The following is a 17919-nucleotide window of genomic DNA, read 5'->3' as shown; positions in this document are numbered from 1 at the left end:
GCCGCTGTTCCTCGCGTGCAGCCGGGCGGAGACCCTGGTGCAGGCCGCCGAGCTGGGCGTCGGGGCGCTCGTGATGGGCTTCGCCGGGCCGCAGTCCATAGCGGCCATGCGCTCCGTCCACGACGCCTACGCCGCCCTGTGCTGGGCCGGCGCGCACCTCGCCGAGCTGGGCGGGGATCCGGCCGCCCTGGTGGTGGCCGGAGACAGCGCCGGCGGGAACCTCGCGGCCGCCTCGCTGCTGCTGGCCCGGGACCACCCCGGGTACAGGGGGCCGGCCGTCGCGCTCCAGGTGCTGATCTACCCGTGCCTGGACGCCGCACAGGACACCGGGTCCTACCGGAGCAACGCCGAGGGCTACTTCCTGACCGCGGCGCACCTGCGCTGGTTCTGGGAGCAGTACCTGGGCCCCGACGGCGACGGCGGCGATCCGCTGGCCTCGCCGCTCGCCGGGGACCTCACGGGGCTGCCGCCCGCGTACGTGGTGGTCGCCGGCTGCGATCCGCTGCGGGACGAGGGGGAGGCGTACCACCACCGGCTGCTCGGCGCCGGCGTCCGGTCGGCCCTTGATTCCCACCCCGGGATGTTCCACGGGTTCCTCGCGCTGGCCGGAGTGCTCCCGCAGGCCCGGGAGGCCTTGGCGCGACTGGGCGGAGTCATCGACTCCACGCGTAAGAACGGGAAGACTTCCGGCGCAATAGGGGGTTGAGCAGGATAATTTCCCGGATCTCCTCTTGAGTAGGGGAGCCTCACCCGCTTACGCTGTGCCGACGTGAGGTTCTCCTGTGGAGGAAGTGACATGACGGAAACTCTTGTGCCGGGTACCGGCGGTGCCGTGAAAACCGCTGGTGGACGGGTGGTGGACCACCCGGCGTGGCCCGAGCTCAAGGCCGCCGTGGAGGAGATCCGGTCCTGGCAGTCGGCCGACGGGTCCATCGACTTCGACGCCCAGGGGGCGCACGCCCGCGCCGCCGCCCCGGTCGTCGTCGAGCGCGTGGTCTCGGCCGTCGAGGAGCTGTCGCCGCTGCTTCCGCACGGGCAGGTGTACCACCGTGCCCTCGTCGGCGACCTGCGCAAGTGGGCCGCCGACGGTTTCGCGGTGCCGGACTTCCTCGACTCCCTGCTGGCCTTCCACCCGGCGGCCGAGCGCGCCGACGGTCTCCAGCACCTCGTGGTCTTCCCGATGTACACGCAGAACGGCAACCTGGACCGCAACCTCGAAGCCGTCGTGCTGAAGATGGTGTGGCCCGAGTGGCTCGCCGAGCTGGAGCGCACCCGGTACGACAATCCGCTGTTCCTCGGCATCACCTTCGAGGACTTCACCCCGGGCTACGACACCCACTCCGCCGTGCTCTTCCCGGAGACCATCGCCGTGCGCGAGGCCCCCGAGCGCTTCACGTGGGGCGGCATCTTCTGCGACCGCGAGGCCGCCCGCTACCGCAAGGTCACCGAGGCCGCCGTGGACATCCTGGGCATCGACCTGCCCGAGGACATCGCCCGGATGGTCGAGGACCAGGAGCGCTGCGAGAAGGCCTTCGTCCTGTGGGACATGGTCCACGACCGCACGCACAGCCACGGCGACCTGCCGTTCGACCCCTTCATGATCAAGCAGCGCCAGCCGTTCTGGATGTACGGCCTGGAAGAGCTGCGCTGCGACCTCACCGCCTTCAAGGAGGCCGTGAAGCTGGAGTCCGAGGGCAACGAGCACGGCCGCGACGTGCAGTACGCCGTCCTCTTCGACCGGATGTTCCGCTTCCCGGTGTCCGGCGACCGCAACCGGAACTACGACGGCCTCGGCGGCCAGCTCCTCTTCGCGTACCTCCACAAGCACGACGTCGTGCGCTGGACGGACAACAAGCTGAAGATCGACTGGATGCGCGCCCCGCAGGTCACCAACCAGCTGTGTGCCGAGATCGAGGACCTCTACCGGGCGGGCATCGACCGCCCCAAGCTCGTCCACTGGTTCAAGGCGTACGACCTGGTCGCCGAGTACCTCGCCCCCCACCCGGGATCCAAGTGGGCCAAGGGCCCCGACGCCCTGGACCTGACCCAGCCGCCGCGCAAGCTCGTGGACGACGTGCTTCCGGACGAGTTTCCCCTGAGCATGTTCTATGAGGCCCTGGCCAAGAAGCTCAAGGGCGTGATCGCTGCGACCAAGGGCATCACGGCAGGGAACGCCGCGGACCGCGAGACCGCCGCGCGGGTCGCCGCGTGAGCACTCGCCCACAGGAGGCTGCACAGATGAACGGCTCCGGGAACGGGAACGGGAACGGGAAGCTCCACGGTGCGGTGGTGGCGGTGGCAGGGGCCGGCGGTCCCGCCGGGCGCGCCACCCTGCTCCGCCTCGCCGAGGCGGGCGCCGTGGTCGTCGCCGCCGACGCCGACGCGGCGCGGCTGGCGGAGTCCGTGGACGCGGCACGCTACGCCCACGGCGGCGCCACCATCACGGGTGACACCGTGGATCTGCTCGACCTGGACGCCAGCAAGGCCTGGGCCGAGCAGACCGAGAAGGAGTTCGGCCGCATCGACGGCCTGGTCCACCTCGTCGGTGGCTGGCGGGGCAGCACCACCTTCACGGACACCGACCTCGCGGACTGGGGCTTCCTCGAGAAGCTCCTCATCCGCACCGTCCAGCACACCACGCTCGCCTTCCACGACGGACTGCTGCGCAGCGACCGCGGCCGCTACGTCCTGGTCAGCCAGTCCGGTGCGCACAAACCGGTCGCCAACAACGCCGCGTACAACGCGGGCAAGGCGGCGGCCGAGGCCTGGACGCTCTCGATGGCGGATTCCTTCCGCAAGGCGGGGGGCGAGGACGGTCCGGGAGCCGCGGCTGCGATCCTGGTGATCAAGGCATTGGTGCACGACGCGATGCGCGCCGAGCGTCCCACTGCGAAGTTCGCGGGCTTCACCGACGTCAAGGAGCTGGCCGAGGCCATCGCCGGCGTCTGGGAACGGCCCGCCATCGATGTGAACGGACAGCGTCTGTGGCTCACTCCCCAACCGTGAAGACAGCTGCCGTGAGAACCGCGATCAGGAAGTCCCAGGCGAAGACCGACGCCCGCCGGCACCACGACCCGGCGGTGCGCGGCTTCGCCAGCGACAACTACGCCGGGGTGCATCCCGAGATCCTTGCGGCCATCGCGCTGGCCAACGGCGGCCACCAGGTCTCCTACGGCGACGACGAGTACACCGAACACCTGCAGCAGGTCTTCCGCGGCCACTTCGGCCCGCACGCCGAGGCCTACCCGGTCTTCAACGGCACCGGAGCCAACGTGACGGCGCTGCAGGCCCTGACCGACCGCTGGGGCGCGGTGATCTGCGCCGAGAGCGCGCACATCAACGTGGACGAGGGCGGCGCGCCCGAGCGGATGGCGGGCCTCAAGCTGCTCACCGTCCCCACCCCGGACGGAAAGCTCACCCCCGAGCTCATCGACCGGCAGGCCTGGGGCTGGGAGGACGAGCACCGGGCGATGCCGCAGGTCGTCTCGATCACCCAGAACACCGAGCTCGGCACGGTGTACACGGTGGACGAGATCCGCGCCATCTGCGAGCACGCCCACGGCAAGGGCATGAAGGTCCATCTCGACGGCGCCCGGATAGCCAACGCCGCGGCCTCCCTCGACGTGCCGATGCGCAGCTTCACCAACGCGGCGGGCGTGGACGTGCTGTCCTACGGCGGCACCAAGAACGGGATGCTGGCCGGCGAGGCCGTCGTCGTGCTGAACCCGGACTCCGTCCGGCAGATGAAGCACATCCGCAAGATGTCGATGCAGCTCGCCTCCAAGATGCGCTTCGTGTCGGTGCAGTTCGAAGCGCTCCTCGCGAAGGACCTGTGGCTGCGCAACGCCCGCCACGCCAACGCGATGGCGCACCGGCTGGCGGCGGGTGTGCGCGAGACCGACGGGGTGGAGATCCTCTACCCGGTGCAGGCGAACGCCGTGTTCGCACGGCTCCCGCACGAGGTGACCCGGCGGCTCCAGGAGCGCTACCGCTTCTACTTCTGGGACGAGATCGCAGGCGACGTCCGCTGGATGTGCAGCTTCGACACCCAGGAAGAGGACGTGGACGGATTCCTGCAGGCCCTCAAGGAAGAGTTGAGTCGCTAGCCTCCCGGATCCGAGCGCAAAAAATCTATAGGCATGCAGAGCAATGCATGAGTATGCTCCTGGATCATGGAACTGATCCAGGAGCATACTGACTTTGCGGCCTATCTCGCCGCTGATGAAGCGGTCGATCACGGCCACCCGCTGGTCCAAGAGACCGCCGACGCCTTGTGGGCGGCCACCGGCGATGCATATTCATACGCCAAGGTCGCCTTCGAGTTCGTCCGCGACACGATCCCGCACTCCGCCGACTCCGGGGACGACCGCGTCTCCTGGCGCGCCTCCGACGTCCTCGGGACGCGCAACGGAATCTGCTACGCCAAGGCCCACACGCTGACCGCACTGCTGCGCGCCCGGGACATCCCGACCGGCCTCTGCTACCAGCTCCTCGGCGACGCCGACGGATCGAACCTCGCCATCCACGGCCTCGTCGCGCTGCGCCTGCCCGGCAGCGACGACTGGTCCCGGGTGGACCCCCGGGGCAACAAGCCCGGCGTGGATGCCCAGTTCACCCTCGGCCGCGAGCAACTCGCCTTTCCCGTACGCCCGGAGCTTGGGGAGATCGACTACCCCGAGCTGTACGCGGCGCCGCATCCGGCGACGCTGAAGGCGCTCCAGGAATCCGCGGACCGGCCGCAGTTGTGGCGGAACCTGCCGACGGCCCTGTAGCCGCCGGGACGCCGGCCGCGACCGCGTTCCGTACGGGGCCGCGGGCCGCCACCACGGTGTGCAGCAGGGCGGCGGCCAGTTGCAGGGCGGCGATCGCGAGCACCAGCATCCAGGGCGGCGCGCCGGCGCCCAGCCCCACGAGCGCGGCGCCCGTCGACGCGGCCGTCACCTTCAGCCCGGCGCCGAGGGTGAACACCTGGGTCCGGGCCCGCTCGGGGGCGAACTCCGAGCGGATGCGCAAGGTGGCCGTCAGCAGCGGCCCGTCGCACACCCCGGCGGCCGCGAACGCCACCGCCGTGAGGGCGACGGACGGGGTGAACGCGGCCGCCGTCAGCGCCACCCCGGTCGCCGCCATGGCCCAGCGGGCCAGTCGTCCCGGCGGCACGGACGTGATCCGGCCCAGCGTCAGGGCGCCGGTCAGGGCGCCCAGGGCGAAGGCGGTCATGAGCACCCCGCCGCCGCCCGGGCTGCCGAGCGCGGCGGCGAGCAGTACCGAAGTGGTGGTGAGCGCCCCGATGCCCACGAAGGCCAGCGTCGTCGCGGAGGTGACGGCCCGCAGCTCCCGGATCCGCCACAGGGCGACCAGCCCGGAGCCGAGCCCGGGCCGGGGTGCGCCGCCGGCCGGGCCCGGATCCGGGTTCGCGTAGGGGAGGGTCGCCGCGAGGGCGGCGGCCAGCGCTCCGGAGGTCGCGAGCAGGGCCATCGCCGGCCCGGCCGAACCGAAGGCGGCGACCAGGCTGACGGCCGCCGGAGCGGTGACCGCGGCGCCGTTGTAGGTCGACGCGTCCCAGCCGTACGCCCGGTCGCGCGCGGGACCGGCCGGGACCAGCCCCGCCACCAGGCTCGACAGCCCGCCCGTCACCATCGGCCCGCAGGAGCCGCCGAGTACCGCCACCACGAGCACCACCGGCGTCGGAGCCCGCCCGAGCAGGAGCGCGAGTACGGCTACGGCCGTGGTGAATCCCGCCAGGGCGCCCACGTGGAAGAGGCGGGGCCGGCGCGACCTGGCCGCGGCGGCGCCCGCGAGCGGAGCCGCGAGCACGTGCGGGGCCAGCCAGGCCGTCAGGACGAACGCGCCGTGCGCGGCGCTCCCGGTGCGCTGCAGGGCGAGCAGTACCACCGCCATGCCCATCCCCTCGGAGGCGAAGCGCGCCGCCAGTGCGGCGGCCAGGTACCGTCCGAGCCCCGGCATCCCGGCCCCTTTCGCCAGGTGACGTGGCTGAGGGTGCGAGGTTACGCCATTCGCGTGTAGGGCGAAAGGATCGCAGGCGCCAAGGACCCTATCCGCAAAGGGAGTTCAAGGCTCGCTCCGGGAAGGCTCCGGGAAACGCTCCGGGCTTCCCCCCGTCCGGAAGGCTCAGCCGGCTTCCTTGACCTGGGCCGGGGTCGGCGCGGTGCCGCCGAGGTGGGCCGGCAGCCACCAGGAGTCGTCGTTGCCCTTGGGCTTGGCCGGGTAGGCGCTCTGCGCGGCGTCCAGCAGCTCCTGCACGCGCTCGCGCACCCGGCGGGTGATGGCCCCGGCGTACTGGTCCGTGGGCGCCTCCAGCGGCTCTCCCACGCGCATCATCACCGGGATGTGGCTGCGCTTGAGGTCCTTGGGGCGGCCCTTGGTCCACATCCGCTGCGTCCCCCACAGCGCCACCGGGATCAGCGGGACGCCGGCTTCCTGGGCCATGCGCGCCGCACCGGACTTGAAGCTCTTCAGCGTGAAGGACTGGGAGATCGTCGCCTCCGGGAACACGCCGATGATCTCACCGGAGCGCAGCGAGTCCAGCGCGTGCTGGTACGCCGTCTCACCCTGGGCGCGGTCCACCGGGATGTGCTTCATCGCGCGCATCAGCGGGCCGGACACCTTGTGCCGGAACACCGACTCCTTCGCCATGAAGCGGACGAGGCGCTTCTGCGGGCGTGCGGTCAGCCCGGCGAAGATGAAGTCGAGGTAGCCGATGTGGTTCGACACCAGAACCGCCCCGCCCTTGAGCGGGATGTTCTCCGTGCCCTTCATGTCGATGCGGACGTCGAGCGCACGGAAGAGGGTGTGCGCGGCACCGATAACCGGGGGGTAGACGAGCTCAGCCATGTGGGGAGACCCCGCTTTCTGCCTGGAGGTGCTCCCGGCCCAAAGTTACGGCAGCGTAGGTACGCGGCCATGGGGATCGTGCCCCATACGGGAGCCGCAGACCAGCCCAGACGCCCGTGCCCGGCGAGATTCTCGTCACGCCGGGAATGCGCCGGGCCCGCCGGGCGCTCCGATCAGCGTACGTCCGTACCGGGATGATGGACGAGTACCCGTACGGGTCAGGCGATGGCGGAGACGGGAGCGCGAGTGCGCGCAGGCGAGCGGGACGGTCGGCGGGACGAAGGCGGGGGCGGCGGCCGGCTGGGTCCGGCCGAACTGGGCGCCGAGCCGGGGGAGCGGGCCACCCTCGTACAGTTCTCCAGCGCCTTCTGTCAGCCCTGCCGGGCCACCCGGCGGATCCTGGACGAGGTCGCGGCCATGGTCGTGGGCGTGCGGCACATCGAGATCGACGCCGAGAAGAACCTGAACCTCGTACGGGCCCTGGGCATCGAGACGACCCCGACGGTACTGGTTCTGGACGGGGCCGGCCGGATCGTGCGGCGCGCCGCCGGAATGCCGCGCAAGGCGGACGTGATCGCCGCCCTGGGCGCCGCCGTATGACACCGCGCGCCGGGCGTCGGGCGGTGTCCGGTGAGCCGGTATGCGCGTCCGCACGCAGCGTGACGCGCCCTACATCTGTCCGTGGAGGCTTGACTGCGTCCACGGGAGATCGCCAGGCTTGCGATATGCGGTATGAACTCCTGCTTTACGGACGGGGAACCCCCACATGACGGCTCCGACGGCTCCGTCCCCACGGGCCGATGCCGGCCTGCCCGGCTCGCCCGCCCTGTTGCGCTCGGTGTTCCGCCGGCACGCCGCGGGCGTCGCCGTGATCACCGCCGAGAGCGGCGGCCGGCCGGTGGGTTTCACCGCGACCTCCCTCAACTCCGTCTCGGCCGACCCCCCGCTCCTGTCGTTCACCATCGGCACCGGGTCCTCCAGCTGGCCCGTGATACGGGACTCCGAGTACCTCGGGGTCCACATACTCGGCGAGCGCCAGAGCGAGGTGGCGGGCCTGTTCGCCCGCAGCGGGGCCGACCGCTTCGGGCCGGAGACGGACTGGGAGCCCGGCCCGCACGGGGTTCCGGTGCTGGGCGGTGTCCTGGCCTGGCTGGTGTGCCGTGTCGTGGCGCGGGTTCCGGCCGGCGAGCACCGGGTGATCATCGCGGAGGCGGTGGCCGGCGACCCGGCGGGGGACCCGGTGGGGGATCCGGCCGGGGAGGGCCGTCCGCTGCTGTACCACCAGGGGCGCTTCAACGCGTTGCGGGACTGAAACGTCCCTGCTGGGGCCGGTTCCGTCGGCGTTGGCCAGATCACAGTTCACTGGCCTTGCAACCTGACGGGACCCGCTGTGTACTGACGAGTAACATTCCCAACGGAGCGCGGGCCGCCCCGGCGGGAACGGCCCGAGATGGCGCCTATGCTGCCTGAACAAGGCGGTACCAGATATGTCGATGCGGTAGGAGAGCCGGCGTGAGCCTGAGGATCGTTGTCTGTGTGAAGTACGTGCCCGACGCCACTGGCGACCGGCAGTTCACCGAAGACCTGACCGTCAACCGTGACGACGTCGACGGCCTGCTGTCGGAGCTCGACGAGTACGCCGTCGAGCAGGCGCTGCAGATCGCCGACGAGGCCGACGACGCGGAGATCACCGTCCTGACGGTGGGCCCCGAGGACGCGAAGGACGCGCTGCGCAAGGCGCTGTCGATGGGTGCCGACAAGGCCATCCACGTCGAGGACGACGACCTGCACGGCAGCGACGTCATGGCCACCTCGCTGGTGCTCGCCAAGGCGATCGAGAAGGCCGGCTACGACCTGGTCATCACGGGCATGGCCTCGACCGACGGCACCATGGGCGTCCTCCCGGCGATCCTGGCCGAGCGCCTGGGCGTTCCGCAGGTCACCCTGCTGTCCGAGGTCAAGGTCGAGGGCGGTGTCGTGACCGGCCGCCGTGACGGCGACTCGGCGAGCGAGCAGCTGGAGGCCTCCCTCCCGGCGCTCGTCTCGGTGACGGACCAGTCGGGCGAGGCCCGCTACCCGTCCTTCAAGGGCATCATGGCCGCCAAGAAGAAGCCGGTGGAGTCCTGGGACCTGGAGGAGCTGGAGATCGAGTCCGACGAGGTCGGCCTCGAAGGCTCCTGGACCGCGGTCGACTCCGCGACCCAGCGTCCGGCCCGCACCGCCGGCACGATCGTCAAGGACGAGGGCGAGGGCGGCAAGGCGCTGGCGGCCTTCCTTGCGGAGCAGAAGTTCATCTAGGGCCAGTCTGGCCGGCCAGAAGTTCATCCATGAGCTTCGGTCATCCCTCGAAACTCCCCCTGACTACTTCGCATTCGCAGGAGCATCCCCATGGCTGAAGTCCTCGTCTACGTCGACCACGTCGACGGCGCCGTCCGCAAGCCCACTCTCGAACTGCTGACGCTGGCCCGCCGCATCGGCGAGCCCGTCGCCGTCGCCCTCGGCGCCGGCGCCGAGGCCACCGCGGCCGTGCTCGCCGAGCACGGCGCCGTCAAGGTCCTCACCGCCGACGCCCCGGAGTTCACCGACTACCTCGTCGTACCGAAGGTGGATGCACTCCAGGCCGCCTACGACGCCGTGTCCCCGGCCGCCGTGCTCGTCCCGTCCTCCGCCGAGGGCAAGGAGATCGCCGCCCGCCTGGCGGTCCGCATCGGCTCGGGCATCATCACCGACGCCATCGACCTGGAGGCGGGTGACGAGGGCCCGGTGGCGACGCAGGCCGCGTTCGCCGCGTCCTTCAGCACCAAGTCCCGCGTCTCCAAGGGCGTCCCGGTCATCACCGTGAAGCCCAACTCCGCCCCGGTCGAGGCCGCTCCGGCCGCCGGCACCGTCGAGGCGCTCGCCGTCACCTTCGGCGCCCTGGCCACCGGCACCAAGGTCACCTCCCGCACCCCGCGCGAGGCCACCGGCCGCCCCGAGCTGACCGAGGCCGCGATCGTCGTCTCCGGCGGCCGCGGCGTCAACGGCGCCGAGAACTTCCACATCATCGAGGGCCTCGCGGACTCCCTCGGTGCGGCCGTCGGCGCCTCGCGCGCCGCCGTCGACGCCGGCTGGTACCCGCACTCCAACCAGGTCGGCCAGACCGGCAAGTCGGTCTCCCCGCAGCTGTACATCGCCTCCGGCATCTCGGGCGCGATCCAGCACCGCGCGGGCATGCAGACCTCGAAGACGATCGTCGCGATCAACAAGGACGCCGAGGCCCCGATCTTCGACCTCGTCGACTACGGCGTGGTCGGCGACCTCTTCGCGGTCGTCCCCCAGCTGACCGACGAGATCAAGGCGCGCAAGGGCTAGTCGCCACCCGCAGGTGCTGACCTGCGGGTAAGTGGTCTCCGGGGCCGTGTGGTGTTTCTCACCACACGGCCCCGAGTCGTTTGTCCAGGACGGCGGAGGGACCATTGACTGAGCGGAACCCCGTGACTAAATTCTGTAATGCGGATCTAAGATTCCGTGAAGCGGAAAAGAGGAGTGTGCACGATGGGTCAGCAGGAGAAGGTGGCGACGAGCCTCGCAGGCGCGGTCAGCGAGGGCATCAGCGCCTCCCTCGCGCCGGTGGACGCGGAACTCGCGCGGCACTACCCGGGCGACCCCGGCACCCGTCAGCCCATCCACACGGTCTACGTACCCGGTGACGTCTTCGACACCGACACCATCCGCTCATGGGGCGACCAGGCCCTCGCGGCCCTGGACGAGCACGCCCCGGACGCCGCCACCTTCGCGAAGGTCCTGGGCATCTCCGACGAGCTGGCCGTACCGGTCTACGACCGCGTCCGCGCCAAGCTCGCCTCCGAGCCCATCGAGGACCTCCGCGTCGACTTCGAGGACGGCTTCGGAGTCCGCTCCGACGAGGAGGAGGACCAGGCCGCGGCCCGCGCCGCCCGCCTCGTCGCCGAAGCCTTCTCCAACGGCACGAACGCCCCGTACATGGGCATCCGGATGAAGTGCATGGAGTCCAACGTCCGCGACCGCGGCATCCGGACCACCGACATCTTCCTCTCCGGCCTGCTGGCGCACGGCGGCCTCCCCGAGGGCCTGGTCCTGACCCTGCCCAAGGTCACCTACCCCGAGCAGGTCACGGCCTTCGTGCAGTTGCTGGAGGCCTTCGAGACCTCCCGCGGCCTGCGCCCGGGCCGGATCGGGTTCGAGATCCAGATCGAGACCAGCCAGTCCATCCTCGCCTCCGACGGCACCGCCGCGGTCGCGAAGATGATCCAGGCCGCCAAGGGCCGCGCCACCGGCCTGCACTACGGCACCTTCGACTACAGCGCCTGCGTCGGCGTCTCGGCCGCCTACCAGTCGAGCGACCACCCCGCCGCCGACCACGCGAAGGCGATCATGCAGGTAGCGGCCGCCGGCACCGGCGTACGCGTCTCCGACGGCTCGACCAACGTGCTGCCGATCGGTACCACCGAGCACGTCCACGAGGCCTGGAAGCTGCACTACGGCCTCACCCGCCGCGCCCTGGCCCGTGCCTACTACCAGGGCTGGGACATGCACCCGGCGCACCTGCCGACCCGCTACGCGGCCGTCTTCGTCTTCTACCGCGAGGGCCTCGAAACGGCCGCCGCGCGCCTGAAGGCGTACGTCGCCAAGATCGAGGGCGACGTCATGGACGAGCCCGCCACCGCCAAGGCGCTGGCCGGCTACCTGGTCCGCGGCCTGGACTGCGGCGCCGTCGGCGCCGAGGAGGTCACCGCCCTGACCGGCCTGACCCGCGCGGAGCTCGACGCCTTCGCCATCCCGCGCCGCTCGGCGACGCTGACGGCGACCGCCTGAGCGGTGTAGTTCCGAGGCACCCCCCCCGTACGAGGCCCGGCCGGTCTGCCCCCGGCCGGGCCTTTCGGTGTCCAGCTCCGGGCCGGCGCCCCGGCTCAGGAGGACGGCGGGATCTCGCCCGAACCACGCGTGATCAGGCGGGTGGGGAGCTCGATGCGGGCCGGGGGCAGGCCGGTGCCCGCCAGGCGCTGGAAGAGGCGGTCCGTGGCCACCCTGCCCAGGGCCGCCGCGTCCTGGGCGACCACCGTGATACCGGGGCGCAGCAGGTCGGCGAGTTCGAAGTCGTCGAAGCCGACCAGCGCCACCGGGCGGGGCAGGGACGCGAGGACCCGTACGGCCGTGACCGTCACGCGGTTGTTGCCGGCGAAGAGCGCCGTGACCGGCTCCGGACCGGACAGCATCGACCGGGCGGCCGCCGAGACGCGCTCCGGGGCCGTCGCCCCGAGGGAGACCCAGGACTCGGCGACCGGCAGGCCGGCGTCCGCCATGGCCGCGCGGTAGCCCCGTAGGCGCTCGGTCGCCGTGTGGATGTGCGGATGGTCGCCGATGAAGCCGATCCGGCGGTGGCCGCCCGCGATCAGGTGGGCCACCCCGCCCCGGGCGCCGCCGAAGCTGTCGGACAGCACGACGTCGGCGTCGATGCGCCCTGCCGGGCGGTCCACGAACACCGTGGCCACCCCGGCCCGGATCTCCGGCTCCAGATAGCGGTGGTCGTCCCCGGCCGGGATCACGACGAGGCCGTCCACCCGGCGGGCGCACAGCGCGAGCGCCAACTCCCGCTCGCGATCGGGGTCCTCGGCGCTGGAGCCGTTGATGAGCAGGGCGCCGTGGGCACGGGCCACCTCCTCCACGGCCCGGTTGAGCGGTCCGTAGAAGGGGTCCGAGAGGTCCTCCAGGACCAGGCCGACGGTTGCGGTGCGGCCCTTGCGCAGGACGCGCGCGCTGTCGTTGCGGCGGAACCCGAGCGCGTCGATGGCTTCCTGAACCCGCTTCTCGGTGTCCGGAGTGACCCCCGGTTCACCGTTGACGACGCGTGACACCGTCTTGAGGCCCACGCCGGCCCGGGCCGCCACGTCCTTCATGGTCGGCCGGTTGCCGTAGCGGGTCTCGGACGGGCGGCGGGAGTGCGGCACGGTGTCGGACCTCCGGGAGGGCGGGCGCTGTGGCGGTGCGGGCCCGTCGCTGCGGACAGGCCCCTGACCTTGAGGATAAGCACTCGCCGGGGCGTCGGGGTTTCCGTGGCAGGGTGGTGCGGGCAAGCCACTGGGGGCATCGGGAGAGGGGTAGACGTGATTGTCTGGATCAACGGCACCTTCGGCGCCGGGAAGAGCAGCACAGCGCGCGAGTTGACCGGACTCCTGCCGGACAGCACCTTGTTCGACCCTGAGTTCATCGGTGACGCGCTGCGCGTGCTGCTGCCGCGCAAACGCCTCGCGGAGGTGTCCGACTACCAGGACCTGCCGAGCTGGCGGCGGCTCGTCGTGGACACGGCGGCGGCGATGCTGGCGGAGCTGGGCGGGGTGCTGGTGGTCCCGATGACCCTGCTGCGCCAGGAGTACCGCGACGAGATCTTCGGCGGGCTCGCGGCGCGCAGGATCGCGGTGCGGCACGTACTGCTCGCCCCGGAGGAAACGATCCTCCGGGAGCGGATCGCCACCCGCGAGGAGCCCGGGGCGGCCGAGGACGTGGACCTGCGGGTGCGGCAGTGGGCCTACGACCACATCCCGGCCTACCAGCACGCGCTGGGCTGGCTCGCGGCCGACGCGCACGTCATCGACAACGGGACCCTGACCGTACGGGAGACGGCCGAGCGGATCGCCGAGGCCGTACGCACCGACACGGCCCGGGTCTGCGACATCGTCCAGACCCCGCAGCCGACGCGCGAGACGGTCGCGGCCGGGGTGCTGCTCTTCGACGAAGCGGACCGGGTGCTGCTGGTGGATCCGACGTACAAACCGGGGTGGGAGTTCCCGGGCGGAGTCGTCGAGGCCGGGGAAGCCCCGGCGTGCGCGGGAGTACGGGAGGTCGAGGAGGAACTCGGCCTCGTACTCGAGCGCCTCCCGGAACTCCTGGTCGTGGACTGGGAGCCGCCGGGGCCTCCGGCGGGGTACGGCGGCCTGCGGCTGCTGTTCGACGGCGGCCGACTGTCGGCGGCGCAGGCCGGACGGCTGCGGCTGCCCGGGCCGGAACTGCGCGCCTGGCGGTTCGTGACGGAGGAGGAGGCGGCCGACCTGCTGCCGACGGTGCGGTACGAGAGACTCAGGGGGGCCCTGCGGGCACGCGAACGGGGCCGCGCCCTGTACCTGGAGGCGGGGCGCGCCGTTGCCGAACCGATTCCCTAGTGCGGTGACCGGGAAGTTTCACCGGACCGGATGTCGGACAGGTGGGCGTCGGCGGCCGCCCGCGCCGCCGCGAGGAGGGTAGCGGAGGTGTCCGAGGTCAGCGGGTCGCCGTGGCCGAAGCAGGCCACCGACGGGGAGAGCGCGGCGAGCCGGCCGAACGAGGCGACGGCCTCGGCGCGGTCCACGTTGAAGACGCCCAGCATGACCTGGCCGACTCCTGCGACGCAGTCGCCCGTGAACAGCACCCCGTGCGCCGGGAGGTGGACGCCGATGCTGCCGCGGGTGTGGCCCGGAGCGTGGACGACGATCGCGCCGCCGCCGAACCCGAGCAGCTCCCCGTCCTTCAGCTCCCGGTCCACCCGGGTCGGCGGGGCCTGCGGGACCGCGGTCAGGGCATGCGTGTACAGCGGCAGTTCCCAGTCCAGCAGGACCGGCTCCGGGACCGGCCGCTCGCCGCGGATCACGGAGGCGTCCAGACCGTGCGCCAGAACCTCCGCGCCCCATCGGGAGGCGAGTTCGTCCGCCGCACCGATGTGATCGTCGTGGCAGTGGGTCAGGACGATCCGCTGCAGCCGCTGCGGCCGCAGCCCGAGGGAACGTATCGCCCCTTCGATCGCGGCCGCCGAACCGGCGTGGCCCGCGTCGATCAGGGTCAGGTCCGCTCCGTCGCGCCAGAGATAGGCCTGGCCGATGGGGAAGCGGAGCATGTGGAGCCGTTCGGGGACGACTTCGATGAGATCCATGACCCGAACGTATGCGGGCGCACCCGGTGCGCGTGGCGATACGCGCCGAGACCGGGTTCGCCCGTAGCGGACCGACGGCCGGGGCGCCCGCTGGCGCCCCGGCGGCACGTCAGACGCGCTTGGACTCCGCGTAGTTGAGGAGGAACAGCGCCTCCGTGACCGACAGACGCTCCAGCTCCTCCGGGGAGACGCTTTCGTTGACCGCGTGGATCTGCGCCTCCGGCTCGCTCAGACCGATGAGCAGCATCTCGGCGTCCGGGTACAGCGAGGTCAGGGTGTTGCACAGGGGGATCGAGCCGCCCATGCCGCTGATCTGCATCTCCTGGCCCGGGTAGGCCGCCTTCATGGCCTCGGCCATCGACGCGTAGGCGGGGCTGTCGGTGTCCGCCTGGAACGGCTGCCCCTGGCCGACGACTTCGATCTCCAGACGCGCCTTCCACGGGGTGTGCGCCGTGAGGTGCGCCTCCAGCAGCTTGATCGCCTCCGCCGTGTCCACGCCCGGCGGCACCCGCAGGCTCACCAGCGCGCCCGCGCTCGCGTGCACCGAGGGGGTCGCACCGACCAGGGGCGGGGAGTCGATGGCCAGTACGGTGACCGCAGGCCGGGCCCACAGCCGGTCCGCGATCGAACCCTCGCCGATCAGCTCGACCCCGTCCAGCACCTTCGCGTCGGAACGGAAGTCCGCCTCCGGGTACTGGAGTCCCTCCCACACCGCGTCCGAGGCCAGCCCGTCCACCGTGGTCGAACCGTCCGGCGCGCGCAGCGAGGCCAGGAGCTGGATCAGGGCGGCCATCGCGTCGGGGGCGGCCCCGCCGAACATGCCGGAGTGCAGATTTCCGCCCAGGGTGTCGATCTTGACCTTCAGCAGGCACATCCCGCGCAGCGTCGCGGTGACCGTCGGCAGGCCCGTACGGAAGTTGCCCGCGTCACCGATCACGACGGCGTCGGCGGCCAGCAGTTCGGGGTGGGCCGTCGCGTACTGCTGGAGGCCGCCGGTGCCCTGCTCCTCCGAACCCTCGACGATGACCTTCACGTTCACCGGCACACCGCCGTTGGCCTGCAGGGCGCGCAGCGCGAGCAGGTGCAGGATGAACCCGCCCTTGCAGTCGGCGGTTCCGCGGCCGTACCAGCGGCCGTCGCGCTCGGTCAGCTCGAAGGCGGGGGAGACCCAGGCCGCCTCGTCCAGCGGGGGCTGCACGTCGTAGTGCGCGTACAGCAGGACGGTCGGCGCGTCCACCGGGCCGGGCAGGAACCCGTACACCGACTGGGTGCCGTCGGGGGTGTCGAGCAGCGCCACGTCCTGGAAGCCCTCGGCGCGCAGCGCGTCGGCAACCCAGTCCGCGGCGGCCCGGCTCTCGCTCTGGGGGAACTGGGCCCAGTCCGCCACCGACTGGAAAGCCACCAGCTCGGAAAGCTCCTGCTTGGCGCGGGGCATCAGCGAGGCGACGGTCTCGGCGATCGGATGAGACGGCATGGGCACGCTCCTCTTGGGTGCGACGTTGGTGTACGTGTAGGGGTACGCGTACGGGTCCCGCATGCGCGGGGTGTGCGTATGCGGGCTACGGCAGAAGACTGTTCCGATCCTCGCACAACGGGGCAGTCGCTCTCGCGCCGTAGGATTTCCCCGGCATCGGAGCAGGCATGAACCGCATGATCAGGAGCAGCAGCACATCGTGAGCAGCGACGAGAGCGACAGCGGCGACGTACGCGACGCGGCGGCAGGGCAGGCCGCTCAGGGGGCGGACGCGGAGGCCGGGGGGACCGGCGAGGTGGGCGAGGTGTGGGACGTCGTCGTGGTCGGGGCCGGGCCGGCCGGGTCCTCGGCCGCGCACGCCGCGGCGGCCGCGGGACGGCGTGTTCTGCTGTTGGAAAAAGCGGAACTGCCCCGGTACAAGACCTGCGGCGGAGGGATCATCGGCCCCTCGCGCGACTCGCTCCCGCCGGGTTTCGTGCTGCCCCTCAAGGACCGCGTCCACGCGGTCACCTTCTCCCTGGACGGGAAGTTCTCCCGGACCCGGCGTTCGAAGCAGATGTTGTTCGGGCTGATCAACCGGCCCGAGTTCGACGCCGCGCTGGTCGCCGAAGCGGAGAAGGCCGGCGCCACGGTCCGTACGGGTACGGCCGTGACGCGGGTGGAACAGCACGGGGCGTCCGTGCCGGACCGGCGGACCGTCGCAGTGGTCCTCGCTGACGGCGAGACCGTACTGGCCCGGGCCGTGGTCGGCGCGGACGGCAGCGCGAGCCGGATCGGGGCGCACGTAGGCGTCGAGATGGACCAGGTCGACCTCGGTCTGGAAGCGGAGATCCCCGTCCCGGAGACGGTCGCCGCGGACTGGAAGGGCCGGGTCCTCATCGACTGGGGGCCGCTGCCCGGAAGCTACGGCTGGGTCTTCCCCAAGGGCGACACCCTCACCGTCGGGGTCATCTCGGCGAAGGGCGAAGGCGCCGCGACCAAGCGGTACCTGGACGACTTCATCGCCCGGCTGGGCCTGTCCGGTTTCGAACCGGCGGTCTCCTCCGGGCATTTGACCCGCTGCCGGAAGCCCGGATCGCCGCTTTCGCGCGGGCGGGTGCTCGTCGCGGGCGACGCGGCCGGGCTGCTGGAGCCGTGGACCCGGGAGGGAATCTCCTTCGCGCTGCGCTCGGGGCGGCTCGCCGGGGAGTGGGCCGTGAAGATCTCCGAGGCCCAGGACGCCGTGGACGCGCGCCGTCAGGCCCTCAACTACGCCTTCGCCGTCAAGGCCGGGCTGGGTGTGGAGATGGGTGTCGGCAAGCGGATGCTGGAACTGTTCGAGGCCAAGCCGGGCCTGCTGCACGCGGCGATCACCGGCTTCCGTCCGGCCTGGCTGGCCTTCGCCCGGATCGCGCGGGGCTCTTTGACGCTGGCCGAGATGGTGCGTACGTACCCGCTGGCGCGCAAGGCGCTGCACGTGCTCGACGCCCGGCAGGCGCGGAGCCGGGCCGGGGCCGAAACCGGGACCGGGACCGAAACGGGGGCCGGGGAGCAGGGCTGAGCCTTGGGATCGAGCCGGCTCTCCCCTGGCGGGGGAGCGGCGGCCCCGAGGTGCGGGGTGTGGCGGTCTTGCCGGGTTCGCCGGCGAGGCCGCCACCGCGGGTCGGGGCCCGTGTGGCGCCGGGAGGGGGCGGGA

The 17919-nt window shown here is 71.8% G+C and carries 16 protein-coding genes; 12 read left to right on the top strand and 4 right to left on the bottom strand.

Annotated features, from left to right (window positions below):
* From OTB20_RS40290 to OTB20_RS40270, 5 genes are all read left to right on the top strand, one after another.
* On the top strand, positions 1-706 hold a 706-nt coding region (locus OTB20_RS40290), incomplete at its 5' end, for an alpha/beta hydrolase (RefSeq protein ID WP_267824879.1).
* A 90-nt stretch (positions 707-796) separates the two neighbouring features.
* Positions 797-2212, top strand: a complete 1416-nt coding sequence (locus OTB20_RS40285) for a DUF6421 family protein (RefSeq protein WP_267824878.1) — start codon at positions 797-799, stop codon at positions 2210-2212.
* 26 nt (positions 2213-2238) lie between these two features.
* Complete coding sequence (locus tag OTB20_RS40280; protein ID WP_267824877.1) at positions 2239-3006, top strand: SDR family NAD(P)-dependent oxidoreductase; 768 nt, start codon at positions 2239-2241, stop codon at positions 3004-3006.
* Positions 3007-3017: 11 nt separating this feature from the next.
* Positions 3018-4106: a threonine aldolase family protein gene (locus OTB20_RS40275; RefSeq protein ID WP_267824876.1), complete on the top strand. Its 1089-nt coding sequence runs from the start codon at positions 3018-3020 to the stop codon at positions 4104-4106.
* Positions 4107-4172: 66 nt separating this feature from the next.
* Positions 4173-4772: a transglutaminase-like domain-containing protein gene (locus OTB20_RS40270; protein WP_267824875.1), complete on the top strand. Its 600-nt coding sequence runs from the start codon at positions 4173-4175 to the stop codon at positions 4770-4772.
* Between the two features lie 1357 nt (positions 4773-6129).
* On the opposite strand, the gene OTB20_RS40265 is transcribed toward OTB20_RS40270, so the two are convergent.
* The gene (locus tag OTB20_RS40265) at positions 6130-6852 is read right to left on the bottom strand and encodes a lysophospholipid acyltransferase family protein (RefSeq protein ID WP_267824874.1); all 723 of its coding nucleotides are present in this window, start codon (positions 6850-6852) and stop codon (positions 6130-6132) included.
* A gap of 225 nt (positions 6853-7077) precedes the next feature.
* Between OTB20_RS40265 and OTB20_RS40260 the strand changes: the two genes are divergently transcribed.
* From OTB20_RS40260 to OTB20_RS40240, 5 genes are all read left to right on the top strand, one after another.
* Positions 7078-7452, top strand: coding sequence for a thioredoxin family protein (locus tag OTB20_RS40260; protein ID WP_420716605.1), 375 nt, complete (start codon positions 7078-7080; stop codon positions 7450-7452).
* 166 nt (positions 7453-7618) lie between these two features.
* Entirely contained in the window at positions 7619-8164 is a 546-nt protein-coding gene (locus OTB20_RS40255; protein WP_267824872.1) for a flavin reductase family protein, read from the top strand.
* Positions 8165-8364: 200 nt separating this feature from the next.
* Positions 8365-9150, top strand: a complete 786-nt coding sequence (locus tag OTB20_RS40250) for an electron transfer flavoprotein subunit beta/FixA family protein (RefSeq protein WP_267756879.1) — start codon at positions 8365-8367, stop codon at positions 9148-9150.
* A gap of 90 nt (positions 9151-9240) precedes the next feature.
* On the top strand, positions 9241-10203 hold the full coding sequence (locus OTB20_RS40245) for an electron transfer flavoprotein subunit alpha/FixB family protein (protein ID WP_267824871.1): 963 nt from the start codon (positions 9241-9243) through the stop codon (positions 10201-10203).
* A 183-nt stretch (positions 10204-10386) separates the two neighbouring features.
* A complete protein-coding gene (locus tag OTB20_RS40240) occupies positions 10387-11685 on the top strand; it encodes a DUF6986 family protein (RefSeq protein WP_267756881.1) in 1299 nt (432 codons plus the stop codon).
* 95 nt (positions 11686-11780) lie between these two features.
* Here the strand turns inward: OTB20_RS40240 and OTB20_RS40235 are convergent, their stop codons facing one another.
* Complete coding sequence (locus tag OTB20_RS40235; RefSeq protein ID WP_267824881.1) at positions 11781-12767, bottom strand: LacI family DNA-binding transcriptional regulator; 987 nt, start codon at positions 12765-12767, stop codon at positions 11781-11783.
* 207 nt (positions 12768-12974) lie between these two features.
* On the opposite strand from OTB20_RS40235, the gene OTB20_RS40230 reads away from it, so the two are divergent.
* Positions 12975-14027: an NUDIX hydrolase gene (locus OTB20_RS40230; RefSeq protein ID WP_267824870.1), complete on the top strand. Its 1053-nt coding sequence runs from the start codon at positions 12975-12977 to the stop codon at positions 14025-14027.
* Here OTB20_RS40230 and OTB20_RS40225 read toward each other — a convergent pair.
* Entirely contained in the window at positions 14024-14770 is a 747-nt protein-coding gene (locus OTB20_RS40225) for an MBL fold metallo-hydrolase (protein WP_267824869.1), read from the bottom strand. The genes OTB20_RS40230 and OTB20_RS40225 overlap by 4 nt on opposite strands.
* 109 nt (positions 14771-14879) lie before the next feature.
* On the bottom strand, positions 14880-16244 hold the full coding sequence (locus OTB20_RS40220; RefSeq protein WP_267824868.1) for a dipeptidase: 1365 nt from the start codon (positions 16242-16244) through the stop codon (positions 14880-14882).
* A gap of 199 nt (positions 16245-16443) precedes the next feature.
* Between OTB20_RS40220 and OTB20_RS40215 the strand changes: the two genes are divergently transcribed.
* Positions 16444-17784: a geranylgeranyl reductase family protein gene (locus tag OTB20_RS40215; protein ID WP_420716604.1), complete on the top strand. Its 1341-nt coding sequence runs from the start codon at positions 16444-16446 to the stop codon at positions 17782-17784.
* The last annotated feature ends 135 nt before the right edge of the window (positions 17785-17919 follow it).

The organism is Streptomyces sp. H27-H1, from assembly GCF_026627445.1.
Taxonomy (GTDB): domain Bacteria; phylum Actinomycetota; class Actinomycetes; order Streptomycetales; family Streptomycetaceae; genus Streptomyces.
This window is presented reverse-complemented; position numbering and strand designations above follow the sequence as displayed.